Below are 22,875 nucleotides of genomic sequence, written 5' to 3' on the forward strand. Positions count from 1 at the left end.
TCTATGATGAGGATTTGAATGTGGATAAGGGCGATTTAGTTGGCTGCTGCTTCCGGTTCAGCTAATTCACGGGGCTTTCCACCCATGAAACGGACAGAGTCAGCGACAACTTCTGTAACGTAAATTCGTTTACCTTCAGAGTTTTCGTAGTTGCGGGTTTGAATTCGGCCTGATACGCCGACGACAGATCCTTTACGGCAGTAGTTCGAAGTGTTTTCTGCAGTTTTTCGCCAGAGGGTGCAGTTTACAAAATCTGTTTCAATTTCTCCTGCTGAGTTACGAAATTGTCTGCTGACAGCAAGCGTGATGTTCGCTAATGGAAGACCTTCAGCTGTGTAGCGAATTTCAGGATCCTTCGTCAACCGCCCAACAAGTGTGACATTATTAATCACGTCAATCCTCCTTTCCTTTAAGCTACAAGCAGATTGTACCAAAAGACAAAAAATAACAAAAACTGGCGAAATGCAGATTTCAATTTACGCCTTCTGTAAATTTTAGTGTTTATTTAATAAAAAGTTCATTTTACACACACTAATGCTGTTTTTAAATATTTTTGAACTATTTTCATAAACAAAGAAAAAAGATGTTCTTTTACTAACTAATGGTTCATGGATTATAGAAATACGTGGAATTTTTTGATATCTGTCAAGGTATGGTATAATGAGGAAAACTGGACGAAAAAGCACCAAACAAGAAAGGTGGCAAATGATGAAAACCTTTAAATTGGTAGGCTTGGAAATTGAACGGAAAGTCATGCAAAATAAGAAGTTTGAAGAGCTTCCCCTTGAGGGCGGTTTAATTATCAATCGGGAGGATGGCGAAAATCGCTGGCTCATTGAAGCACTCTTAGACAAGCAATACCTAGAGCTTTTTGAGCCTCTTTTGCAGCAACATACTGAAATTCACCTGCTTGCAACCATTTCAAAGAAAGCAAATGTCCCAGCAAAGATCTTCGGAAACGTAAAATCAATCACAGTATTGGAAGAGCACATCTCTATTCTCATTGACGGAAAAATAGGCCGCGGAAGCTCTATCGAGGAAGCAGAGTCTATTCTCGGCGGTTTGCTTTCAAAAGGACTAGAAGGCGACACCCTCCTAAAGGAATTCAAAACCGAACTGCACCGGAGAAAAAAGAACGTTAGAAATACGAGTGTCTAAGAACCAATTAATAGCTATATGGGATTCTGTAATAGGAATTAAAGACTCCGAAAAAGTATCTTAATCCAGATTGAAATTGAACAATCTAATTAAAAACCTGGTCTCTTTTTGAGAGCTCAGGTTTTTTCTGAATTGTGAACTCCCCTTCCCTTTTCACTGGGACTCACTTTAGTAAACACAAGCAAAAATTCAACAGCGCAACATTTTCACCACTGAAGATTTGAATTAATTCTTAAGGTTTGAAAATAATTTCCCCTATTTTGTGAACAACTTGTGAACTCCGCCTCATGAGAACAAATTTTTTCGCAAATTATTTAATTTCAAGCTAATACTATTATGACCGATAATTCTTGAATTGAACGAGAGTACATAATAGATTTTATATAGATAATCAAGTTTTTAATGGCTCTACACCTTCTCCAAAAAATAAGGTATAGTAGAGTTATGTTTAATATTGCAACAGAAGGAGATAGGGAATGAAAATATTAGCTATTGCTCCCTATGAGGGATTAAAAGAGATTATGCTGGCGATGGGAAAAGCGGAAAATTTTGAATTACAAGTGGAAATAGGAGATTTAAAGCAAGGGGTAGCACTTTCTAAAGAGGCTTTGCTAAACGGAACGGACATTATTATTAGCCGTGGCGGGACTGCAGCCATGATTCAAAAAGAGATCTCACTTCCTGTTGTGGAAATAGAAGTTTCAGGATATGATATGCTCCGAGTGCTTACCTTTGTTAAAGATTATCCTGGTAAAACAGCTATTGTAGGTTTTTCACAGATATCCGAAGGTGCTGCTACTATATGTGAAATTCTTAATATTGAAATCTCTTCGTACACTATTAATAGTGAAGGAGAGGTAAAACCAAAGCTTGAAGCTTTAAAAAAAGAAGGATACCAGGTTATTATCGGTGATGTTATTACGGTTTCTGAAGCTGAAAAGCTTGGATTAAACGGATTTTTGCTGACCTCTGGGGAAGAAAGTGTAGGAAAAGCTTTTTCTAGTGCTAAAAAGTTGTATTCCTATATAAATAAAGTGAAGCAGCAATATACGATTCCATACCATCTGATAAAGGAAGAGGAAAAAGGAATTGTTGTGCTGTCAGAGAAGAAAAGTAAGCTGTTTTCTAATAAATATTTTGATAGTAAGATTGGTGAAGACCTCTTAAAAAAAGAAGAATTTAATGTCGCTTTTGAAAACACCCACAAAACAGGAAGCTATTCTTCAATAATTGAGGACCAAGGGTTTTTTTGGGAGATTACTGGGGATCAGTTATCCATTGATTCTTCAAAAATGATAACTTTCAAGCTTACACAAAGCCCGTTTAATCAATCAAGCCTCCCTTCTGGATTGTCCATCGTATCTTATAATCAAGCGATATCAAAAGCGATTAAAGTTTTTTTGTTAACGGACAATGATAAATTGAAGAAGACGATTGAATCAGCGTTGGCCTATCGTTCTAAAATTGAAAATATATGGATTTCTGGAGAAAAAGGAACAGGTAAAGAAAGCCTGGCATATTTTATTCATTTTCATGATACAACCACTTCTGAGCCTCTGCTAGTTCTCAATTGTGAGTTGATTGAAGATGACAGCTGGGTTTCATTAGTAAACAAATCAGGATCAGAGAAAAATAAAACAACCGTGCTTCTTAAAAATATTGAAGCTATGCCTCTTCAGCTACAAAAAAAGCTTATGAATCAACTGAAAACAAATTCTTTACATGCTAATTTCATTGTCACTTCAAATGGTGACATTCATAAATATGTCCGCGATCATAAAATACTTCTTGATTTATATGACGAGCTGGCAAAATTGACGATTGAGCTCCCTCTTTTAAATGAAAGGATAGAGGATATTGAGATCATATCCAGACTGTTTATCCATGATTTCAATACCCTGTACGGCAAACAAATCGTCGGAATCAGGAAAAACTCAATAGATATACTCCAGCAATTTAATTGGCGTGGAAATATTAATCAATTAAAGCAGGTTATTGGTAAATGTGTACTCTTGGCAAAGCAGCCTTATATTGAAAAAGAACTTATCCAGCATGTCCTCGATTCCGAGCAGATAAATAGTGGAAATGAAGAAATTGATTTGTCTGGTACTTTGGAGGAAATTGAAAATAGAATCATTCAGAAGGTTTGGCTTGAAGAAGGAATGAATCAGACCAAGACAGCTAAACGATTGGGAATTAACCGCACTACACTTTGGAGGAAGCTTAAGGTTTAATGAAGTGAATCGGCATCTATACATGAGAGCTCGTCATCCCGACGAGCTTTTTTATTGTTTAAAAATGAAACAATTTTGTTGATTATCTATTTATTTATCACAATAATGTTGATTATTGTAACACTTAATAATATAATAACCTTGAAAACGCTTTTAGGAGGTATATGTTTTGAAATTAAAAGGGATTTTTCCTGCTATGCTTACTCCCCTAACCAAAGACCAACAAGTTAACGAAGATGTTCTTCGTCAATTGACGAACCACTTTATCCAATCAGGTGTCCATGGCATTTTTGCCTTAGGAACAAATGGTGAATTTCATTTATTTAATAATAAAGAAAAAGTTCGTATTGCAAAAGTCATCATTGAAGAAGCAGCCGGAAGAGTACCTATTATGATAGGTACAGGAGGAAACAGTACTGAAGAAGTCATTGAGCTTTCAAAAATGATGGAAGAGGCTGGCGCAGATGCACTTTCCATTATTACTCCATTTTTTATACCGCCTACACAGAAAGAATTGTTGGATCACTACAAAGCAATAGCAAATGAGTCAAATCTTCCTGTGCTTTTGTACAACATTCCTTCAAAAACCGGGATAAACATTCATGCTGAAATTGTTGCAGAGCTTGCAGACGTTCCAAATATTGCGGGAATTAAGGACAGCAGTGGTCAATTTGAAAATATTTTAGCCTTTATTGAGGCAACTAAGAACAAGGATTTCGCTGTATTTGCCGGTACAGATTCGCTTATTTTGAAGACCTTGTCAGCAGGCGGTAAAGGAGCGGTTGCCGCTACAGCCAACATGCTTCCTGAAACGGTTGTAGCCATTTATAACCATTGGCACGAAGGAAACATCAATCAAGCAGAAATTGAACAAGAGAAGCTGCAGCCGCTAAGAGATACCTTTGCATACGGAACGATTCCATCTTCATTAAAGAAAGCAACCGATCTATACGGAATACCTGTAGGACCACCTAAGCTTCCAGTGAAGGAACCGACAGGCGATGCGTTAGAAAAAATTAAACTAATGGTAGATTCCTATAAAAAGAATCTCAAATAGATTAAGAGGTGATCCAATGCAGAATCTATACCAATTTCAAACAGCAGAACGAATCATAGCAGGAGAAAATTCCTTTCAAAAGGCAGCAGATCATATTTCCTTGTTAGGAACGGACATAAAAAACATTCTGCTGGTGACACAGCCATCGATGAAACGATTAGGCTTTGCAGATGAATTAAAAAACCAATTAACGAATAAAGGCATCCATGTAGATGTAAATATCCAAATTCAACCTGAGCCAACCCTTGAAAACATTGAAGAAGTATTTTCCGAGGTTTCGAAAAACAGCTATGACATTGTCGTTGGCTTAGGCGGCGGAAGTATTTTGGACAGTACGAAGATTCTTTCAGTCTTAATGACAAACGATTGTTCCATCGAAAGCATTCTTGGGACAGATTTGGTCCAACATCCAGGAATTCCAACTGTTCTAATCCCTACAACTTCCGGAACAGGTGCAGAGGTGACCCCGAATGCAATTGTGACCCTGCCTGATAAAGAATTAAAAATAGGTGTAGTCAGTAAGCATCTCTATCCAAAACTGGTCATTATGGATCCAGTTTTAACCGTCAGCCTGCCAAAAGAAATTACTGCCGCAACTGGAATGGATGCTTTCACTCATTCTTTAGAATCCTTTATTAGTAACAAAGCAAATCCAATCAGTGACATGTTTGCTTTAGAGTCCATACGCCTAATATCCTCGAGCATTCTAGAAGCCTATCAACAGGGAGACTCTGTAAGAGCACGTGAAAATATGCTAATTGGCTCAATGTATGGCGGAATGGCATTGTCAAGCGCTGGAACTGCTGCCGTTCACGCTCTTGCCTATCCCCTTGGAGGCAAATATAAGATTACCCATGGTGTAGCAAACTCAATGCTTCTGCCGCATGTTATGGAATTTAATATGGATGCTGTTGTTCATCGATTGTCCTTGGTGGCGGAGCCAATGGGCATTATCACTTTAGGCATGTCAAAAGAACAAGCAGCAGCTAAAGTAGTGGAGAAAATTAAAAGCTGGACTTATCACCTGAACATCCCTCAGGATTTAAAAGAATACGGCGTGAAAGACAAGAATCTCGAGGAGCTCGCGTATTCCGCTTCTCAGGTAACAAGACTTTTGAACAATAACCCTAAGACTGTAGAGATGAAAGATATGAAAATGATATACAAAAAATTACTAGCATAGTAGAGTGATAAAACCATGAGATTCGCAGTAATAGCAGATGACTTAACAGGTGCAAGTGATTGCAGCGGACAGTTGATCCAATTTGGGTTACATGTTTCTGTGATGATAAAACCTTCTTCAGGATTGATTCAGGAACGAGATGTGTTGGTCTTTAATTCTGACAGCAGATCTCTTTCTGGGAGCGGGGCCTATCAAAAAGTCAGGGATATCTGTGACAAAATAAAGGGTTTACCCATTGATATCCTTTACAAAAAAATAGACAGCACGATGAGAGGGAATATCGGTCAGGAGCTTAATGCAATAAAAGATGTGTTTCAGCCTGATTTTGTCTTTATAGCACCAGCTTATCCACAAATGGGACGGCAGGTGATCGATGGAATTCATTATTTGAATCACACTCAGATTCATGAAACTGAATTTTCGACAGATCCTAAAACCCCTGTCACTGAATCATACATTCCAAAACTAATCCAATGCCAATCTAATCAAAAAACCGGCCTTTTATCATACAGGGATTTACGAAAAGGAATCACCCATGTTTCAGATCGTCTAGTTGGATTTAAAAAAGAAAATATCTCTTATATAGTAGTGGATTCGATTGAAGATTCAGATTTAGAGCTCTTCACCCAAATGGTCAGTCAAATGAAATACTCAGTTATTTGGACAGGATCTGCATGTCTTATGAACTATCTACCAAAGGCTTACGGATTAGAATCGGTGAACCCTGAATGGTCAATATCAAAATCAAATACACCGGTATTCCTTGTAATTGGCAGCGTTAGTAAAGTGGGAAGAAAACAGCTCAGCCATTTACTTCTTAGCAAAGAAGCTATCGGGGTAGAATTGCAATCCTCGGCAGTTATTCAAGATGAAATGACCAAGCAGAAAGAAATAGAACGTTTGAAAAAAGAAATAAAAGAAGCGTTTTTAGCCAATAGAAATGTAGCGTTCTTTTCTTGCGGGAATGTAAAGGAAACACATGAAGCTGGCGAAAAATACGGATTAAACCAAGTTGAAATCAGTAATGAGATTTCTAGAATCCTTGGGCAAACAGCAGCTCAGGTTATTAAAGAATGTAAGGTTCATCATCTATTTCTCACCGGTGGTGATACCGCTTATCAGGTAATGGATCAACTGGGGGTCAATGAATTTCAAGTTATTAATGAAATCGAGCCCGGTATTCCAATTGGAAAGCTAAGTAATTATGAAGATATGTATGCTGTAACGAAAGCAGGAAACTTCGGGACAGTAGAGGTTTTATCAAAAGCAGTACATCTATTGCAGGGGAGGATAAATACATGAAAAAGCCTGTCATAGGAATTACAATGGGGGATGCATCCGGGGTTGGGCCTGAAATAATTATCAAAGCACTTAGTCATTCCTCCATCTATGAAATATGCACACCAATTGTCATAGGAGATTTTAAATTATTAGTACGAGCCGTTCAGCTAACTGAATCAAGGGCTGAACTGCACCGTATCGCAGATGTTAAGGAAAGCAGGTCTCAATATGGCATCATCGATTGCCTTGATATTGATTTACTTCCACATGATTTGCCCATTGGAGCTGTGTCTTCTGAAGCTGGCAATGCCGCATTTCACTTTTTGAAAAAAGCTGTCAATCTCGCACAAAACGGCGACATACAGGCTATTTGCACTGCGCCTTTAAACAAGGAAGCCTTGCATAAAGGCGGGCATATTTATCCTGGCCATACAGAGATACTTGCAGATTTAACCGGCACAAAGGATTATTCCATGATGCTGTCTTCACCCAACCTTAAAGTCATTCACCTGACAACCCATCAGGGATTATTAGAAGCTATTCAGTCGATTACACCTGAGAGAACATATAAAGTTATTAAACTAGCGCATAAAACTCTTACAAGTGCAGGAATGGAGAATCCTAAAATTGCTGTATGCGGAATTAATCCGCACGCTGGTGAAAACGGTCTATTTGGAAATAGAGAAGAAGAAAAGCAACTGATTCCAGGTATTGAAAAAGCAGCTTTAGAAGGTATTGAAGTAACTGGCCCATATCCCGCAGATACATTATTCTTTAGAGCGGTCAGAGGAGATTTTGACATAGTCATTGCCTGTTACCATGATCAAGGTCATGTTCCAATAAAGGTATTGGGTCTTGATGAAGGCGTCAATATTACATTGGGATTAAACGGAAACATTATTAGAACTTCAGTCGACCACGGAACAGCATTTGATATTGCAGGAAAAAACTTGGCCGATGAGCGCAGTATGATAGAAGCCATTCGTGCGGCCGCAAATCTATCACCAAAATAAAATCATGGAGGTTTTTAAATGAAAGTGGTTTGTACTTCACCTTCATTTGCAAAGTATTCTGACGAACCCGTTCAATACCTCACAGAAAATGGCATTGAACTAATCAGGCTGCCTGCAGATATTGAAGAGGAAGAATTTATTAGGCAATCAAAAGATGCGTATGCCGCAATCGTAGCTTTTAATCGAATCAACGAAAACGTTCTTGAACAATTGCCGAACTTAACAATCATCTGCAAGCACGGTGTTGGCGTCGACAATATTGATCTTCCTGCAGCAAAAAAGAGGAATGTATTCGTAACGAATGTCCCTAATGCCAATAAGCATGCTGTAGCAGATTATGCTTTCGGTTTAATGCTGGCTCTTGCGAGGAAAATCCCACAAGGAGTTCAGCAGACCAAAAATGGAGAATGGCCAAGAATTTTCGGTTCAGATGTATATGGCAAAACCATTGGAATTGTAGGACTGGGGATGATTGGGAAAGAAGTCGCCAAAAGAGCTAAGGGCTTTAATATGAATATTTTGGCATTTGATCCATACCCTGATCAAACTTTTGCAGCAGAATACCAAGTAGAATACGTTGAGTTAACAGAACTGTTAAAGAACAGTGACTTTGTCACCCTTCACATGCCTTTGATTGAGGAAACGAAAAATCTGATTAGCAAAGCCCAATTCCAACTAATGAAAAAAAATGCTTTTTTAGTTAATGCTTCAAGGGGTTGTATTGTTTCAGAAGAGGACTTATACGATGCCTTAATTAACAAAGAGATTGCTGGTGCTGCGTTGGATGTATTTGCCTTAGAGCCTTTGGAGAGTTCCCCTCTCTACGACCTTGACCAATTCATTGCAATGCCTCATGCAGCAGGTTATACAAGTGATGCAGTAAATACACTCGGTATGGTTTGTGTTAAAAATATTGTGGATGTTTTAAATCATCGAAAAACACCTCAGTATATGGTAAATACTTAATAACAGAGACAAAGGGGCGTAAAGAAATTGAACACAGATCATCTGTCTGGTAAAAGAACAAAAGTTAGGTGGATTGTGGCATCCATGATGTGGACAGCCATTGCCATTAACTATATTGATAGAACAGTATTATCTGCGGCAGCACCTTATATTACAGAAGAATTCAATTTAACTGCGGGTCAAATGGGAATTATCATGTCAGGATTTTTCTGGTCTTATGCTTTGCTGCAGCTTCCATCAGGTTATGCAGCAGATAAATACGGCCAGAAAAAAACACTAGGAATTGCAGTTGTATGGTGGTCTTTAGCAACTGCAGTTACAGGTCTTGCAACTGGCTTTAAATCTTTACTTGGACTTCGAGTGGCACTTGGGGTCGGAGAAGCAGCTGCTTATCCAAGCAATGCGGGTATTTCATCAAAATGGTTCCCGGATAAGGAAAGGGCTACAGTTGCAGGAATTTTTGACAGCGGTTCCAAATTTGGAGGTGCTGTGGCTATGCCTTTAATTGTATGGCTTATCTCTTTATATGACTGGAAATGGACATTTGTCATCATTGGATCATTAGGGATTGTTTGGGGAATTATATGGTTATTCTTTTTTAAAGATAATCCAGAAGATCACAAATTAGTAAATGAAGCAGAGCTTAAATATATTCGAGATGGTCAGGAAAAAAAAGAAGGCACAGACAAAGTAATGCCAATGAAATGGTATCAGTTGTTAAAACATAGGAATATTTGGGCGATGTGTATTGGGTTCTTTATGATTAACTATAATTCCTATTTCTTTATTACCTGGCTGCCAACCTATCTAGTACAGGAACGCGGCATGAATTTAATTGAAATGGGCATCATTGCATCTCTTCCTTTGCTAACAGCAATGGTGGTAGAGGTCATTGCGGGGTGGACATCTGATAAAATTTACTCCAAAGGGCTTCTCTCCTTAACAGCCACCAGAAAATTATTTTTAATTATTGGGCTTTTGATGGCAGCTTGTATCGGTTTTGCCGCATTTGCAGAATCAGCTGTTCTTGCTGTTGTCCTTTTATGTATTGCAAAATCAGGGACAACTGTAGCTGCTTCACAGGTTTGGGCACTTCCTAGTGAAGTAGCCCCGAAAAACATGACATCTATGGTAGCAGGTATGCAAAATACTGTATCAAATATGGGTGGAGTAGTCGGACCGATCGTTACAGGATTTATAGTCGGTGCGACAGGCTCCTTCGTTCCTGCCCTGCTTTTTTCAGCAGCCCTCATCGTTATAGGGATTTTAAACTATGCTTTCTTTCTTGGGAAAGTTAAACCTATCGAAGCTTAATCTTGTATTCCATACCTTTCCCAGTTGGTGTTTAGATAAGGTCTTTATAGATTTAATGCTGTATGATTTAGATAATGTCATAGATCATTGATTTTAAAAAAACTTCTAATTTATAAGTATAGCAATTACCAAAATTGGCAAACATAATAACGTATCCCCCCCTTTACCCAATAAATATTCTTGGTCGTCTTTCATAAGGCGGCCCCTTTTTTTGCTCAAAAAATGAGTTACTCAAGTTTTTGAAATTTAAGCTGAAGCACTATACGCTTTCTGTCTTTTTACATACGTTATAAAGTACGTTTTTAAGACAGGAGGAACTCTATTGCATTATCATCATTGGGATTTCGTTTTAGTACGTCACACTTCATTTATGATGATGGAGTGGCTGGAGAAATTGAATGAGGGAAAAGATACTCCTTTGCTTTCAGATGATGTGTTTATGACTGAGATTAGGAAAAGGACTTAAAGTAGAAGGGTAAGACGCCCGTCTATAGGCGACAAGTAAAAGGGGCCTTCCGGAAATGATGCTCTTGTCTTTTGGGAGGCTTTGGCTTGTGACTTAAGGCGTTCTTAAATCGTTATTATGTTAACTACATTTCCATAGAATACACACTTGTTTTATAAGTAAGTTTAAATCTTTTCAGTTTTTTCATCAGAAACCTTATAGAATGTCTTTTCCCCCAATAAATGATAGAATATTCTGTATATAAGAGATTGATTTTTGTTATGAAAAGCAGAAAGGAATGTAGAAAATCCATGTTTAAATTATCTGAAGATTACTCATCGGGTTTCATTCTGGAAAAACAGATAGAGTGGTGGAAGGCAATCGTCTATTCTATTAATGACGGTATCCTCGTTATCGATCATCAGGGATTTGTTAGACACATTAACCCGGAATATACACAGATTACTGGAGTAACTCCGGATATTATTGGAAAGAGGCTAAAGGATTATCGACCGGGCGCTCAATTACCTGAGACATTAGCAGATAAAAAATGCAGGGTCGGGGTTTACCGGAAAACGGATAATAGAGAATATATAGTAGATATGGCTCCTATCATTGTAAATGACAAAATCATCGGAGCCGTATCAGTTTGCAAGAGCTTGACGGAAGTACATAAGCTATCCCAAGAGTTGAAGAAAAAAGGGGAAAAATTAGAGCAGCTTCAAAAAAAGATGAATTCTCTTTACCAGGCAAAGTACACCTTCAAGCAAATCATAGGAAGAAGCGGAGGGTTAAGAGAAGCAGTGTATGTCGCAGAAAGGGTTGCCGAGTCGGATTTAGCGATTCTTATCACAGGAGAAAGCGGTACGGGAAAAGAGTTGTTCGCTCAGGCTATTCATAATGAAAGCAGCCGAAAGAATAAACCTTTTATCCCTGTCAATTGTGCGGCGATACCATCAACGCTTTTAGAAAGCGAACTATTCGGTTATGGAGACGGTGCTTTCACGAATGCGAAAAAGGGCGGCAAAATCGGATTGTTTGAAATTGCAAATAACGGAACGATCTTCCTTGATGAAATTGGAGATATGTCGTACGATCTCCAAGCGAAGTTGCTAAGGGTATTACAAGAACGAAAAATACGCAGAGTAGGAGAAACAGCCGAGCGGAGTATTGATGTAAGGATTATTGCCGCAACACACCGTGATTTACAACAGCTTGTCAAAAAGAACCGCTTTCGCGAAGATTTATTTTACAGGCTGAATGTCATTCGTCTTCAAGTACCCCCGCTTCGAGAGAGAAAGGAAGATATCCCTGACCTTGTCAACTCAATGCTCCATTCATCTGCAATGAATTTATCGTTTGAGCATTATCCTCCATCCCCCTATACAATTGATAGGCAAACCTTAAAGATTTTGCTGTCATACGAATGGCCAGGAAATGTTCGCGAATTAAAAAATGTGATTGATTATGCATCTTGCATGGCGGAGGGAACCGAAATTAAGGTTCAGCACCTGCCTGAGCTAATTATGAAGAAGGGAATTCATTTGTTTGAGCCTGTAACTCCATCCAATCAAACCTTACAAGAAGCAATGGAGGAAGCGGAAAGCAAATTTATTCAACAAACACTAAAAAGATTTGGGAGCGATATTGAAGAAAAGAAAAAGGCAGCAAAAGCGTTAGGAATTTCGCTTGCTACTTTATATAACAAACTGAAACGTTATCATATTGATTTCTAATGTTTTAGAAATTTATTGCCGAGTTTCTAAAAAGTTAGAAATATAAGAAATTTGTTGTCACATCAGTATATCGGGAGAAATTGTTTTATCCGTTTTTCTAAGAAATTAGAAAAAATAGGATTGAAAGAAGGCGTTTATTTTGACAGCGCTTTCTTTTTTATTTTTTTAAATATCATTGAGGAATCAACGGTTTAAAAGGAATTGTTGAATGAAGGTGGTTTAGAAAAAGGAACCATTTGTTCTTTTGGCATGAGTCTTGCAACGTATGAAGGATGTAAGAGTTACGACTAATGGCAAAAGGAGGCATGTGTTGCAGCTTGGAGATTTGTTAAACGCAGAAATTGCTCAAGGTGGTAAATAATAAGTGAATGTTGGGGGGATTAGATGTTAGCATTGTTAGGCTATTTAACGATTGGAACGTTTCTTTATTTAATTATGACGAAGCGTCTCTCGGTTATCGTTTCCCTTGTTCTTGTACCCATTGTTTTCGGTCTTATCAGCGGATTTGGAACAGAACTCGGAACCATGATGTTGGAAGGGATCCAAAAAGTCGCACCAACAGGGATTATGGTGGGCTTTGCTGTTTTGTATTTTGGTCTCATGATGGATGCAGGATTATTTGATCCAATCATTTCCAGTATGATTCGTATTGTCAAAGGAGATCCATTAAAGATTGTGCTCGGTACTGTGATTGTGACGATGCTTGTCGCTTTGGACGGTGATGGCGCATCTACGTTCATGATTACGATCTCAGCATTCCTTCCGATTTACAAAAGGCTCGGTATGAATCCTCTTATCCTATCAGGCGTTGTCGCGTTAGGTGCAGGCGTCATGAACATTGCACCATGGGGAGGACCAACGGCAAGAGCGATGACAACGCTTCAAATGGATTCCTCGCAATTGTTCAATCCGGTTTTGCCTGCCATGCTCGGGGGTATTTTATGGGTATTATTTTCGGCTTATTGGCTAGGAAAAAAAGAGCGCGCAAGATTAGGAATTATTGAAATTAAAGGTGATTATGAGAATTTGATGACAGAACATGCAGCTGCCGTTGAAGGAAAGAGGCCCAAACTTTTTTGGTTCAATTTGATGCTGACAATTGTCCTTCTCGTTGCATTGGTAATGACTTGGCTGCCGATGCCTGTCTTATTTATCGTTGCGTTTATTATTGCTTTACTTGTGAACTTTCCAAATCTGGGAGAACAACAAGAACGACTATCCAATCATGCAAGCAGCGTTGTGATGGTGTCTACAATGATTTTTGCAGCCGGTATTTTTACTGGCATATTAACCGGAACGAAAATGATTGACGCCATGGCAACATCAATGGTTTCTGTCATTCCAGAACAGTTTGCCGGGTACCTGCCGATTCTTGTAGCGATTACGAGTATGCCGCTTAGCCTTGTATTTACACCTGATGCCTTTTACTTTGGAGTTCTTCCAGTTCTTAGTCAAACGGCTGTTAGTTTTGGAATTGACCCTGTTGAAATCGGGCGCGCAGCCATACTCGGCCAAATGACGACCGGATTTCCGCTCAGCCCTCTAACAGCATCAACATTTATTCTTGTTGGGTTATCTGGAGTGGATTTAGGGGAGCATCAGCGCTTTATTTTTAAATGGGCTTTTGGAACAACCATTGTCATGACCATAATTGCACTAATAACAGGAGCTATAACTATTTGAGGTGATAATCGTGATTAGAATCGGATCAGGTGCAGGGTTTTCAGGAGACCGCTTGGAACCTGCAGTCATATTAGCAGAAAAAGGACAATTAGATTATCTTGTATTGGAGTGTCTCGCTGAGCGGACAATTGCTTTAGCACAAAAACGAAAAATAAAAAATCCTTTATTAGGCTATGACCCTTTATTGGAAAAGAGAATGGAACTTCTTTTACCTATCATCAGCAAAAACAACGTTCGTCTTATTACAAATATGGGAGCAGCAAATCCGGTTAGTGCCGCTGAAAAGATTGCAGAGATGGCAAAGAGTCTTGGAACTTCTATCAAAGTGGCAGCTGTTACCGGAGATGATGTTCTCCAATACATCTCGTGTGATGCAAACGTCCTGGAAGCAAATGAACCATTATCTTCATTTGGACAGTTAATTTCCGCAAACGCTTATCTAGGTGTAAAAGAGATATTGGCGGGATTGGAGACTGGAGCTGACATTATTATTACAGGGCGTGTTGCCGATCCGTCATTATTTGTTGCGCCAATGATCCATCATTATGGCTGGTCCTTGGAGGATGTAAATCGGATAGCACAAGGAACCGCAGTAGGCCACTTGCTGGAATGCGGGGGACAAATCTGCGGAGGCTATTTTGCCGATCCTGGCAAGAAAGATGTGCCAGACCTTGCCAATTTAGGATTTCCGTATGCGGATGTAGCTTCAGATGGATCTGCGGTTATTAGTAAAGTTGAAGGAACCGGTGGAGTCATTTCGTTAGCGACGGCAAAAGAACAGCTTTTATATGAAGTAACAAATCCGAATCAATATATTACTCCAGATGTAATAGCTGATTTTACAAAGGTTCAGCTGCGCGAAACAGCACCAAACTGTATTGAAGTTTCAGGATGTATCGGAGAGGCGAAACCTGAGCTACTTAAAGTAAGTGTGGGCTATCATGCTGGTTTTATAGGAGAAGGAGAAATTTCCTACGCTGGCACAAATGCCTTAGGCAGGGCAAAGCTTGCAGGCGAAGTTATATACGAACGACTAAAGAAGGACTTTTCTGACCTTCGAATTGATTATATCGGAAGTTCTTCCGTTCATCGAACAACATTTGGACAGTATGACGCTCCATACGAGGTTCGGCTGCGAGTGGCTGGAAAGGCTCAAACGGCAGAAAAGGCGGCAAAAATCGGTGAAGAGGTAGAATCACTGTACACGAACGGACCAGCAGGAGGAGGAGGAGCACGGAAATATACAAATGAGGTGATCGGTGTTGTATCTACTTTAATTCCACGGGACAAAATAAATATGTCTGTTATGGTAAGGGAGAGTGTAAACCATGAAGAAAAAATTATATGATCTGGCACACAGCCGTGCAGGCGACAAAGGAAATACACTAATCTTATCCCTTATTCCTTATGATGAACAGGACTACCTGATATTGTATGAAAAAGTCACTGCCGAGAAAGTGAAGGCACATTTAAAGGAGGTTGTCGAAGGAAATATCATCCGCTATGAGGTTCCCAACATAGCAGCTCTCCAGTTTGTCTGTTATCAGGCATTACTTGGAGGAGTTACAACTTCCATAAGCACGGATACCCACGGGAAAAGCTTGAGCTATGCTTTGCTGGAAATGGAAATAGACATATAAGTAACAATTATCACGTTAATAGGAGGCATATAAATCGTATGAAAAATGGGAGATTGACAAAATTTATAAGTACTATTCTGCTAGTGATACTCATCCTGCCCTCTGTCACTTTACCTACTCATGCAAAAAGTGCTGAAAATAAGAGGAAAGTTGCTGCACCAACCTCTTCATTAGCACCAGGTTCGTACTATCAGGAACAAACCATACAACTAAGTTCCTCCACACCGGGTGTAAAGATTTACTATACACTTGATGGAACCACTCCGACAAAAGATAGTAATCTATACTCTGAACCGATTACTATAGAACAAAATACAACCATTAAAGCCATTGCTGTGAGAGGGAACCGAAACAGTCATATAGCAGCTTTCGCCTACACGTTTGAAACAAGAGGATCTCTAGCCTCTAAATTTTTGAGTTTTACTTATAAAAAAATGCCCTATCGCCTCTATGTACCAGAAAACTATGACCCGAATAAATCGTATCCCCTTGTATTATTTTTACATGGCGGCGGAGAACGCGGTGATGATAACCTGGAGCAGTTAACGGCTAATGATGGTGCGGTTATCTGGGCTGCGCCAGAAAATCAAGGGAAACATCCTGCTTTTGTATTAGCGCCTCAAGCACGTAATGTACCAAATGGTGGATTTACCGTTACTAGAGATTCGAATAATGTTATCAATTTAAGCCGGGTTTTTGAGTTATCAGAGGATCTGCATACAGCCTATGAAATTCTTCAACATGTTAGAAAAAACTATAATATTGACAGCAATCGCCTGTACTCGACGGGTTTATCTCAGGGCGGATTCGGTACGTTTAATTTAAATATGGCCTATCCCGATTTGTTTGCTGCGATGGTTCCCATAGCGGGTGGCGGTGATCCAAGTAAGGCACATGTACTTGCAAATAAGCCAATTTGGGCTTTACATGCTGAGGATGACGAAATAATACCCGTGTCCTTCTCTCGAAATGCAATTGCAGCTATAAAAAAAGCCGGGGGAACCCCTATTTATACTGAATATCCACGTGAAATGGAATATAATCATGCATCTTGGGTACCTGCTTACGAAAATAAAGACATGATAGATTGGGTATTTAAACAAGTAAAGCCTTCCAATTAATGAGATTAGAAATAAAAAAATAATTTATGTAGAATCCATATTTTTATAATTACATTAACAAAAATGGCCCAATGGATAAACGAAGACATTGAAAAAGTCCTCGTATATAAATTCTGAAATTAGAACGAAAAGCGGCTTGTGCTAGTCCTTCGGTGACAAGCACAAGGCGAGCCGGCAAGAAGTTTTTTCTTTAACCTTCTCGGGCGGATTAGCTCATGATCTCGAGCCGATGGCGCCTGGCCGGCAAGGACGTCACAGCCTTATGCCTGTCGGCGTTAGGACGTCCTGTCCTCCTGCCCTGGACATCGATAGCTAACTTTAATACGTTAACACTTTAATCATCTTAAACTTTCTGAAACGATGAAAAAGGATTAACCTCGGGAAGGTTAATCCTTTCTATTTATTGTCCTTCATCTTTATTCTTTTCATCTTCATTCATATTGCCTTCGTTCATATTACCACCTTCTTGCATATCCTCTTCCATCTCTTGTTCCATTTCATTTTCGGACTCTGGGTTCATATTTCCGTCCTCAGCTGGAGGAGTTTCCTCCGGCATTTCTTGTTCCATATTATCTTCTGGCGGTGCTGGATCTTGATCGTCACCACAACCTGTAATTAGCATTACTGCTAGGAGTGAACCTGAAAGTTTAAGCAACCATTTTTTGTTCATGTTTCATGCTCCTTTCAAATTGACCAAAATTTTACATAAATGGTCTTTGGTTAGCATGCCCATTAACTAGTTAATCATACAAAAAATACACCAAAACTCTTAAGGTTTACTAACGGCCGTTTACAATTCTTTTCCCCTCTTGTCCATTCTAAAACATTTAAAATAAAAAAAGAGATGATTCTCCCACAAAAGAAAACTCATCTCCTAATTCATGTTAATTATTGCTGCTTTTCTCCTAAAGCAAACATCATCTCTGTTTCACATGCAATTTCACCGTCAACCGTCGCGACTCCTTTACCTTTTCCAATCGCTCCGCGGAAACGAGTCATTTCTACTTCTAAACGAAGCTGATCCCCTGGTTTAACCTGTCGTTTAAAACGGCAATTATCAATTCCTGTGAAAAAGGCGAGTCTGCCGCGGTTTTCGTCTTTTTTTAACATTGCAAACCCACCGACCTGAGCTAGTGCTTCAACAATTAATACACCAGGCATAACTGGATAATCAGGAAAATGCCCATTAAAAAATTCTTCATTCGCTGTTACATTTTTAATACCAATTGCCCTTTTCCCTTCCTCCACTTCGATGATTTTATCAATAAGTAAAAAGGGATAACGATGAGGAATGACTTCTTTTATTTGTTGGATATCAAGCATATGTATTCTCCTTTTATTAAGTTTAGGTTTGATAAACTATTGAATAAGACCACCAATTTCATACCTGAACGAAAAGCTCAGGGGCGTTAGTCCTTCGGTGACAAGCATTCGGGCGAGCCGGCTGGAAGGGTGTTCTTTAACCTTCTCGGGCGGATTGGCCCTGAGATCTAAGGGCCGATGGCGCCTGGCCGGCAAGGACGTCCTGTCCGCCTGCGCTGGACATCGATTGCTAACTATAATACGGTAACACTTTAATCATCTTAAACTTTCTGAAACGACTAGAAAGACGCCGTGCGTTTTCCTTAAGTATAGAACTAGGATTATTCTTTTTCAACAAGGTCAATGACATGCTGCCAAGTCTCTTTTTTCAAGGTATCTACTGCGTTGCCATCACCAATTACACTGTATCCAATAACAGCGCCGACGACTAGTGCAATAGCCATGAATAAGATTACAAGAATAATACGCAGCCAAATTGGCAGCAAGCGAATACGGAGACGCACATTTTTGCCCTCCCTTGTTTGCCCCGCTTCTTTCGTCTTATTCGTTTTCTTATTTTTTACAGTTGAGACTTTTGTTGCTTCTTTTACTTTAGCAGCCAATGTAATTTCCCCTTTTTTTGAAAAGTTTCTATGCTGTGAAGGGCGTTAACGTACGCTGTTAATAAGTCCAAGCATTTGGTCGCCCATGGAAATCGAACGGGCATTCATTTGATAGGAACGTTGAGATATCATTAAGTCTGTCATTTCTTTTGCCATGTCCACATTAGACGTTTCGAGTGCTTTTTGCTTGATGCCAATCGTTTGCCGAAGTTCTCCTTCTAAATAGGTTAGCACTATATTCCCATCCGCATTCTCATTTAATTGAAATAAATTTTCACCTGCTGATGAAAGCATTTGAGCATTCTCCACTTTAACAATTCCTAAGTTAGCTGTTTGCGGGACATCGCTTGCATTTACCGGTACTGCAGTAAGAATACCTTCCTGCGAAATTTGGATTTCCTTAAATGAGTTATCTAAGATGATAGGCTGTTGATTTTCATCAAGAATTTGGTTGCCGTTTGTATTAACAAGAGTTACTTGGTTATTGTTGATTGGTGTTAAATATAGAGCGTCGTCTCTTGTATATCTCATTTCACCATCTGCTTCGACCTGTAAAAATTGACCTGGAGCAGTCAACGCAATATCGAGCTCCCGGTCTGTTTGCTTTATGCTGCCCTGGGTAAACACAGATTGAGATCTTAATAAAGCTCCTACACCTTGACGCAAACCTGGAGCAGTTAACCTGTTTTGGTCCTGGTCCTGATTAGGATAGGAGGTAATTTGCTGGCGAACCAATTCGCCAAAGCTTGTCTCTGTTCGTTTAAATCCTGTTGTATCAATGTTTGCCATATTGTTCCCAATTATATCAAGCTGTTTCTGCAGCTGGCCCATTGTATTTGTTGCTGTAATCATTGAGCGTAACATGATTTCCTCCTACCATTTTATCCTATTCGGCCAATTTCATTTACAGCCTTATCCATGCTTTTGTCATAAGCCTGAAGAACCTTTTGATTTGCTTCAAAGCTTCGATAGGATGTCATCATGTCTGTATAAGCCTTGGAAATGTCTACATTTGAGCGTTCAATAAAGCCTTGTTTAAGCTGATAAGCAACATCTTGCAGCCCTATCGCTGAAGGTAAATCTCTATTTTCAGTTCGATAAAGTCCGTTTCCTTCTTTAACAAGTTCACGAACATCTTCTGCAAATCGAACATCAATTTGTGCGACTTGGCCGCCCTCTTCACTTAAGATTAGCCCATTTTCTGTCATTTTAAATTGGTCAGAATTTAAACGAATTGGCTGACCTGTTGAAGATAGTACTCTATTCCCTGCAAGTGTTAATTCACCTGCTACATTTATTGTGAATCTCCCATTTCTCGTATACCGCAATCCGCCTTCTCCAGTTTGGACTGCAAATAAAAGGGAGGATTTTAAGCCTGTTTCTTCATTAATAGGCATGTTTTCTTCTACAAGCGCTGCATCTGTAGCAAGGCCGGTCTCACGAATGTCTCCTTGAGAGAATAATGGGACAAGCTCTTGTATGTAAGCTCCTGTATGAATCGACCCAATTGGAGAACTCGTTTGAAAGGAAAGACTGTTTTTTGTCGGTATCGATTCACTATCCATCCGGCTTAAGAGCATTTCTGGAAAAGCCCGAGTTACAGACTGATCACTTTTGTACCCAGGTGTATTGGCATTCGCTAGATTATTTGAAAGCATTTCCGTTCGTCTTTGCTGAGACAGCATCCCTGCAGCAGCTGTATAAAAGCCTCGCAGCATTTAATCACCTCTTCCGAAAACGATCACTTATCTCCAAGATTTAGGGCACAATTTTTCTTATTCTATTATAACGAACTATCCTCCAAAACTCACGACTTTTTCGGGTGCCATTTTTCTGGTGCCAGGCACCAAATTAAAATTCGGTGCCTGGCACCCCTCTTATAATCGGCTTGTTTTACGTATCATTTAATAAAAATGGGGGTCTATCGGAGAAAATGCGATTAATTGGGGCGATTACGACTCCAAATCGCGGGTTTAAAGATTGAGGTGCCTGGCACCTCATCGCTTTTTTGGTGCCTGGCACCAAAAAGTGTACAAAAAAAGATCTGACGGACGTCAGACCTTCTGTTAGATGGCTGTTGGTTGTTAATTTGCTAATTTGCGTTTTGGGAGCCTGTCCACGTTATCAAGCATGATGCCTGTGCCGATTGCTACACAGTCCATTGGGTTTTCTGCTACGAGTACTGGTACTTTTAGTTCATCTGCAAGAAGTTGGTCAAGGCCATTAAGTAAGGCACCGCCGCCTGTCAAAATGACTCCGCGGTCGATGATATCTGCTGATAATTCGGGTGGCGTTCTTTCTAATACGCTTTTTGCGGCTTGAACGATTACTGCAACCGATTCTCGAAGAGCACTTTCGATTTCTGCAGACTTCACAGTAAGTGGTCTCGGAAGTCCAGTGACCATATCGCGCCCGCGAATGGTAATTTCTTCGTCACGTGCGCCTGGGAAAACAGTTGCGACTTTCAATTTTATGTCCTCAGCCGTACGTTCACCAATTAATAATTTGTACTCTTTTTTAATATAGTTTAATATTTCCATATCAAACTTGTCCCCTGCCATTTTAATGGAAGAGGCGGTGACTACGTCGCCCATTGATAAAACAGCAACATCTGTCGTTCCACCGCCAATATCAACAACCATATTTCCACTCGGTTGAAAAATATCCATTCCAGCACCAATGGCAGCTACTTTGGGTTCTTCTTCAAGGAATACTTGTTTTCCGCCGCTTTTCTCAGCAGCTTCCTTGATTGCTTTTTGTTCAACAGATGTAATGTTGGTAGGACAACAAATTAACATACGAGGCTTTGATAAAATGCCTTTTACATTTAATTTGTTTATAAAATGCTTCAACATAGCTTCTGTCACTTCAAAGTCAGCAATGACTCCATCTTTTAACGGACGAATCGCAACAATATTCCCAGGAGTACGTCCGACCATACGTCTCGCTTCTTCACCAACAGCAAGTACTTTTCCAGTGTTTTTATCTAATGCAACCACAGATGGTTCGTTAAGTACGATGCCTTTTCCTTTAACATGGATCAGGACATTTGCAGTACCAAGGTCAATTCCAATATCCCTTGCAAACATTCTATCTTTATCCTCCTTGCAAATCTAGTTCCATAGTTGTATCCAAAATTGCGCCCTAATTTCATATTGTATCATAATTTCCTAAAAAAAGGCTGATATTGTAAAAAATCACTGCAAGATAATTGAAGAACTTTCTCGATTTACAAGGAATATAACAATAGAATCACTTATTTTACAACTTCTTCTTCTAAAATGTCTTCTTTTTTGTATTTCAACTTCGTTGCCTCTCCACCGCGAAGGTGCCGGATTGATTTATGATAGTCAAGGATTTCCTTCACTTCATTGGCCAGTTCGGGGTTAATTTCAGGTAATCTTTCAGTTAAATCTTTGTGGACAGTACTTTTGGAAACTCCAAATTCTTTCGCAATGACACGAACGGTTTTTTTCGTCTCCACGATATACTTTCCAATCTTGATTGTACGTTCTTTGATGTAATCGTGCACACCACTCGACCTCCCTAGTATGGATGTGAGAAGTGTGAAATGAGACTCGCATACGAAAACAATCCATCAGTATCTCTCTTTGTTGTTCGAAAGGTGTCTACGTTACTGCGTATACGAAAGGCTAACACGATTCCTCACCTCATACACTCTCTTTGTTAGGTTTGTAACATTTTATTAGCTTGGATGAAGATATATGCTACAAATGTCAAGAGGGACAAGGGTTTTATGAGAATTTTTTCATTTTTGTGTGATTTTTTGCTTGAAAAAAGCAGATTCACGGTGTTTTTTTCGTAAGATAATTTTTTTGTAGAAAAGAAATTAGAGATTTTTTATTAAAATTGAATTTAATTTTTCTGGGTGATGGGGCTTTGAATTTTCTTATTTGATTCCGAAAGAAATCATTAGTTTGAAACATTCATTTCTTCGTTTGCAGACTAATGAAAATGTTTGTGGGTAATATTTTTGTTCTGAGGTATTATTTATTGGCGAGTTCTTTTTAGACCCCTTAATCATTTAGACACGAAATATTAAAAAAAGTAAACTATGACTAAGCTGATAAGTATCTAAGTGATGGAGGTCTATTAAGG

The 22,875-nt window shown here is 39.3% G+C and carries 22 protein-coding genes; 14 read left to right on the plus strand and 8 right to left on the minus strand.

Annotation, left to right across the window (positions count from 1 at the left end; genetic code table 11):
• Positions 1–35: 35 nt before the first annotated feature.
• Positions 36–392 carry a single-stranded DNA-binding protein gene (locus IC621_RS20760; RefSeq protein WP_191161022.1) on the minus strand — a complete coding sequence of 119 codons (357 nt, stop codon included), beginning with the start codon at positions 390–392 and terminating at the stop codon, positions 36–38.
• Positions 393–708: 316 nt separating this feature from the next.
• Here IC621_RS20760 and IC621_RS20765 point away from each other — a divergent pair, with 316 nt between their 5' ends.
• The 14 genes from IC621_RS20765 to IC621_RS20830 all read left to right on the plus strand — a co-directional run bounded on the left by IC621_RS20765 (position 709) and on the right by IC621_RS20830 (position 16,831).
• Positions 709–1,158 (plus strand): YwpF family protein, encoded by a 450-nt coding sequence (locus IC621_RS20765; RefSeq protein ID WP_191161024.1) that lies wholly within the window; start codon positions 709–711, stop codon positions 1,156–1,158.
• Between the two features lie 476 nt (positions 1,159–1,634).
• Entirely contained in the window at positions 1,635–3,392 is a 1,758-nt protein-coding gene (locus tag IC621_RS20770; protein ID WP_191161026.1) for a sigma-54-dependent Fis family transcriptional regulator, read from the plus strand.
• A gap of 169 nt (positions 3,393–3,561) precedes the next feature.
• Positions 3,562–4,449 (plus strand): 4-hydroxy-tetrahydrodipicolinate synthase, encoded by an 888-nt coding sequence (dapA, locus tag IC621_RS20775; protein ID WP_191161028.1) that lies wholly within the window; start codon positions 3,562–3,564, stop codon positions 4,447–4,449.
• Positions 4,450–4,465: 16 nt separating this feature from the next.
• Positions 4,466–5,632 carry an iron-containing alcohol dehydrogenase gene (locus IC621_RS20780; protein ID WP_191161030.1) on the plus strand — a complete coding sequence of 389 codons (1,167 nt, stop codon included), beginning with the start codon at positions 4,466–4,468 and terminating at the stop codon, positions 5,630–5,632.
• Between the two features lie 15 nt (positions 5,633–5,647).
• Complete coding sequence (locus IC621_RS20785; protein ID WP_191161032.1) at positions 5,648–6,934, plus strand: four-carbon acid sugar kinase family protein; 1,287 nt, start codon at positions 5,648–5,650, stop codon at positions 6,932–6,934.
• Positions 6,931–7,926 (plus strand): 4-hydroxythreonine-4-phosphate dehydrogenase PdxA, encoded by a 996-nt coding sequence (pdxA, locus tag IC621_RS20790; RefSeq protein ID WP_191161034.1) that lies wholly within the window; start codon positions 6,931–6,933, stop codon positions 7,924–7,926. The genes IC621_RS20785 and pdxA overlap by 4 nt, the downstream gene beginning before the upstream one ends.
• Before the next feature lie 18 nt (positions 7,927–7,944).
• Entirely contained in the window at positions 7,945–8,892 is a 948-nt protein-coding gene (locus IC621_RS20795) for a phosphoglycerate dehydrogenase (RefSeq protein ID WP_191161036.1), read from the plus strand.
• A gap of 27 nt (positions 8,893–8,919) precedes the next feature.
• Positions 8,920–10,206: an MFS transporter gene (locus IC621_RS20800; protein WP_224752695.1), complete on the plus strand. Its 1,287-nt coding sequence runs from the start codon at positions 8,920–8,922 to the stop codon at positions 10,204–10,206.
• 322 nt (positions 10,207–10,528) lie between these two features.
• Positions 10,529–10,672 carry a hypothetical protein gene (locus IC621_RS20805; protein ID WP_191161038.1) on the plus strand — a complete coding sequence of 48 codons (144 nt, stop codon included), beginning with the start codon at positions 10,529–10,531 and terminating at the stop codon, positions 10,670–10,672.
• A 290-nt stretch (positions 10,673–10,962) separates the two neighbouring features.
• Positions 10,963–12,387, plus strand: a complete 1,425-nt coding sequence (locus IC621_RS20810; RefSeq protein WP_191161040.1) for a sigma-54 interaction domain-containing protein — start codon at positions 10,963–10,965, stop codon at positions 12,385–12,387.
• A 384-nt stretch (positions 12,388–12,771) separates the two neighbouring features.
• On the plus strand, positions 12,772–14,070 hold the full coding sequence (locus tag IC621_RS20815; protein WP_191161042.1) for a CitMHS family transporter: 1,299 nt from the start codon (positions 12,772–12,774) through the stop codon (positions 14,068–14,070).
• 10 nt (positions 14,071–14,080) lie between these two features.
• Positions 14,081–15,418 carry an acyclic terpene utilization AtuA family protein gene (locus IC621_RS20820; RefSeq protein ID WP_318153100.1) on the plus strand — a complete coding sequence of 446 codons (1,338 nt, stop codon included), beginning with the start codon at positions 14,081–14,083 and terminating at the stop codon, positions 15,416–15,418.
• Positions 15,399–15,710, plus strand: a complete 312-nt coding sequence (locus tag IC621_RS20825; RefSeq protein WP_191161045.1) for an AtuA-related protein — start codon at positions 15,399–15,401, stop codon at positions 15,708–15,710. The genes IC621_RS20820 and IC621_RS20825 overlap by 20 nt, the downstream gene beginning before the upstream one ends.
• 38 nt (positions 15,711–15,748) lie before the next feature.
• Complete coding sequence (locus IC621_RS20830) at positions 15,749–16,831, plus strand: chitobiase/beta-hexosaminidase C-terminal domain-containing protein (protein ID WP_191161047.1); 1,083 nt, start codon at positions 15,749–15,751, stop codon at positions 16,829–16,831.
• A gap of 400 nt (positions 16,832–17,231) precedes the next feature.
• On the opposite strand, the gene IC621_RS20835 is transcribed toward IC621_RS20830, so the two are convergent.
• From IC621_RS20835 to spoIIID, 7 genes are all read right to left on the minus strand, one after another.
• Positions 17,232–17,501: a hypothetical protein gene (locus IC621_RS20835; RefSeq protein WP_191161049.1), complete on the minus strand. Its 270-nt coding sequence runs from the start codon at positions 17,499–17,501 to the stop codon at positions 17,232–17,234.
• A 218-nt stretch (positions 17,502–17,719) separates the two neighbouring features.
• A complete protein-coding gene (gene fabZ / locus IC621_RS20840) occupies positions 17,720–18,154 on the minus strand; it encodes a 3-hydroxyacyl-ACP dehydratase FabZ (protein WP_191161051.1) in 435 nt (144 codons plus the stop codon).
• 320 nt (positions 18,155–18,474) lie between these two features.
• On the minus strand, positions 18,475–18,756 hold the full coding sequence (locus tag IC621_RS20845; protein WP_224752696.1) for a DNA-directed RNA polymerase subunit beta: 282 nt from the start codon (positions 18,754–18,756) through the stop codon (positions 18,475–18,477).
• A gap of 45 nt (positions 18,757–18,801) precedes the next feature.
• Entirely contained in the window at positions 18,802–19,620 is an 819-nt protein-coding gene (locus IC621_RS20850) for a flagellar hook-basal body protein (protein ID WP_191161054.1), read from the minus strand.
• 17 nt (positions 19,621–19,637) lie between these two features.
• A complete protein-coding gene (locus tag IC621_RS20855; protein WP_191161056.1) occupies positions 19,638–20,474 on the minus strand; it encodes a flagellar hook-basal body protein in 837 nt (278 codons plus the stop codon).
• 366 nt (positions 20,475–20,840) lie between these two features.
• Complete coding sequence (gene mreB, locus IC621_RS20860; protein ID WP_191161058.1) at positions 20,841–21,845, minus strand: rod shape-determining protein; 1,005 nt, start codon at positions 21,843–21,845, stop codon at positions 20,841–20,843.
• 167 nt (positions 21,846–22,012) lie between these two features.
• Positions 22,013–22,288, minus strand: a complete 276-nt coding sequence (gene spoIIID / locus IC621_RS20865; RefSeq protein ID WP_191161060.1) for a sporulation transcriptional regulator SpoIIID — start codon at positions 22,286–22,288, stop codon at positions 22,013–22,015.
• Positions 22,289–22,875 lie beyond the last annotated feature (587 nt).

Source organism: Metabacillus arenae (genome assembly GCF_014773385.1).
Lineage (GTDB): Bacteria > Bacillota > Bacilli > Bacillales > Bacillaceae > Metabacillus_D > Metabacillus_D arenae.

Excerpts from the sequence above, each read along its gene's own strand:
- IC621_RS20765 (WP_191161024.1), top strand. The coding sequence starts at position 709 with ATGAAAACCTTTAAATTGGTAGGCTTGGAAATTGAACGGAAAGTCATG.
- IC621_RS20770 (WP_191161026.1), top strand. The coding sequence starts at position 1,635 with ATGAAAATATTAGCTATTGCTCCCTATGAGGGATTAAAAGAGATTATG.
- IC621_RS20780 (WP_191161030.1), top strand. The coding sequence starts at position 4,466 with ATGCAGAATCTATACCAATTTCAAACAGCAGAACGAATCATAGCAGGA.
- IC621_RS20785 (WP_191161032.1), top strand. The coding sequence starts at position 5,648 with ATGAGATTCGCAGTAATAGCAGATGACTTAACAGGTGCAAGTGATTGC.
- pdxA (WP_191161034.1), top strand. The coding sequence starts at position 6,931 with ATGAAAAAGCCTGTCATAGGAATTACAATGGGGGATGCATCCGGGGTT.
- IC621_RS20795 (WP_191161036.1), top strand. The coding sequence starts at position 7,945 with ATGAAAGTGGTTTGTACTTCACCTTCATTTGCAAAGTATTCTGACGAA.
- IC621_RS20810 (WP_191161040.1), top strand. The coding sequence starts at position 10,963 with ATGTTTAAATTATCTGAAGATTACTCATCGGGTTTCATTCTGGAAAAA.
- IC621_RS20815 (WP_191161042.1), top strand. The coding sequence starts at position 12,772 with ATGTTAGCATTGTTAGGCTATTTAACGATTGGAACGTTTCTTTATTTA.
- IC621_RS20825 (WP_191161045.1), top strand. The coding sequence starts at position 15,399 with ATGAAGAAAAAATTATATGATCTGGCACACAGCCGTGCAGGCGACAAA.
- IC621_RS20830 (WP_191161047.1), top strand. The coding sequence starts at position 15,749 with ATGAAAAATGGGAGATTGACAAAATTTATAAGTACTATTCTGCTAGTG.
- IC621_RS20835 (WP_191161049.1), bottom strand. The coding sequence starts at position 17,501 with ATGAACAAAAAATGGTTGCTTAAACTTTCAGGTTCACTCCTAGCAGTA.
- fabZ (WP_191161051.1), bottom strand. The coding sequence starts at position 18,154 with ATGCTTGATATCCAACAAATAAAAGAAGTCATTCCTCATCGTTATCCC.
- IC621_RS20850 (WP_191161054.1), bottom strand. The coding sequence starts at position 19,620 with ATGTTACGCTCAATGATTACAGCAACAAATACAATGGGCCAGCTGCAG.
- IC621_RS20855 (WP_191161056.1), bottom strand. The coding sequence starts at position 20,474 with ATGCTGCGAGGCTTTTATACAGCTGCTGCAGGGATGCTGTCTCAGCAA.
- mreB (WP_191161058.1), bottom strand. The coding sequence starts at position 21,845 with ATGTTTGCAAGGGATATTGGAATTGACCTTGGTACTGCAAATGTCCTG.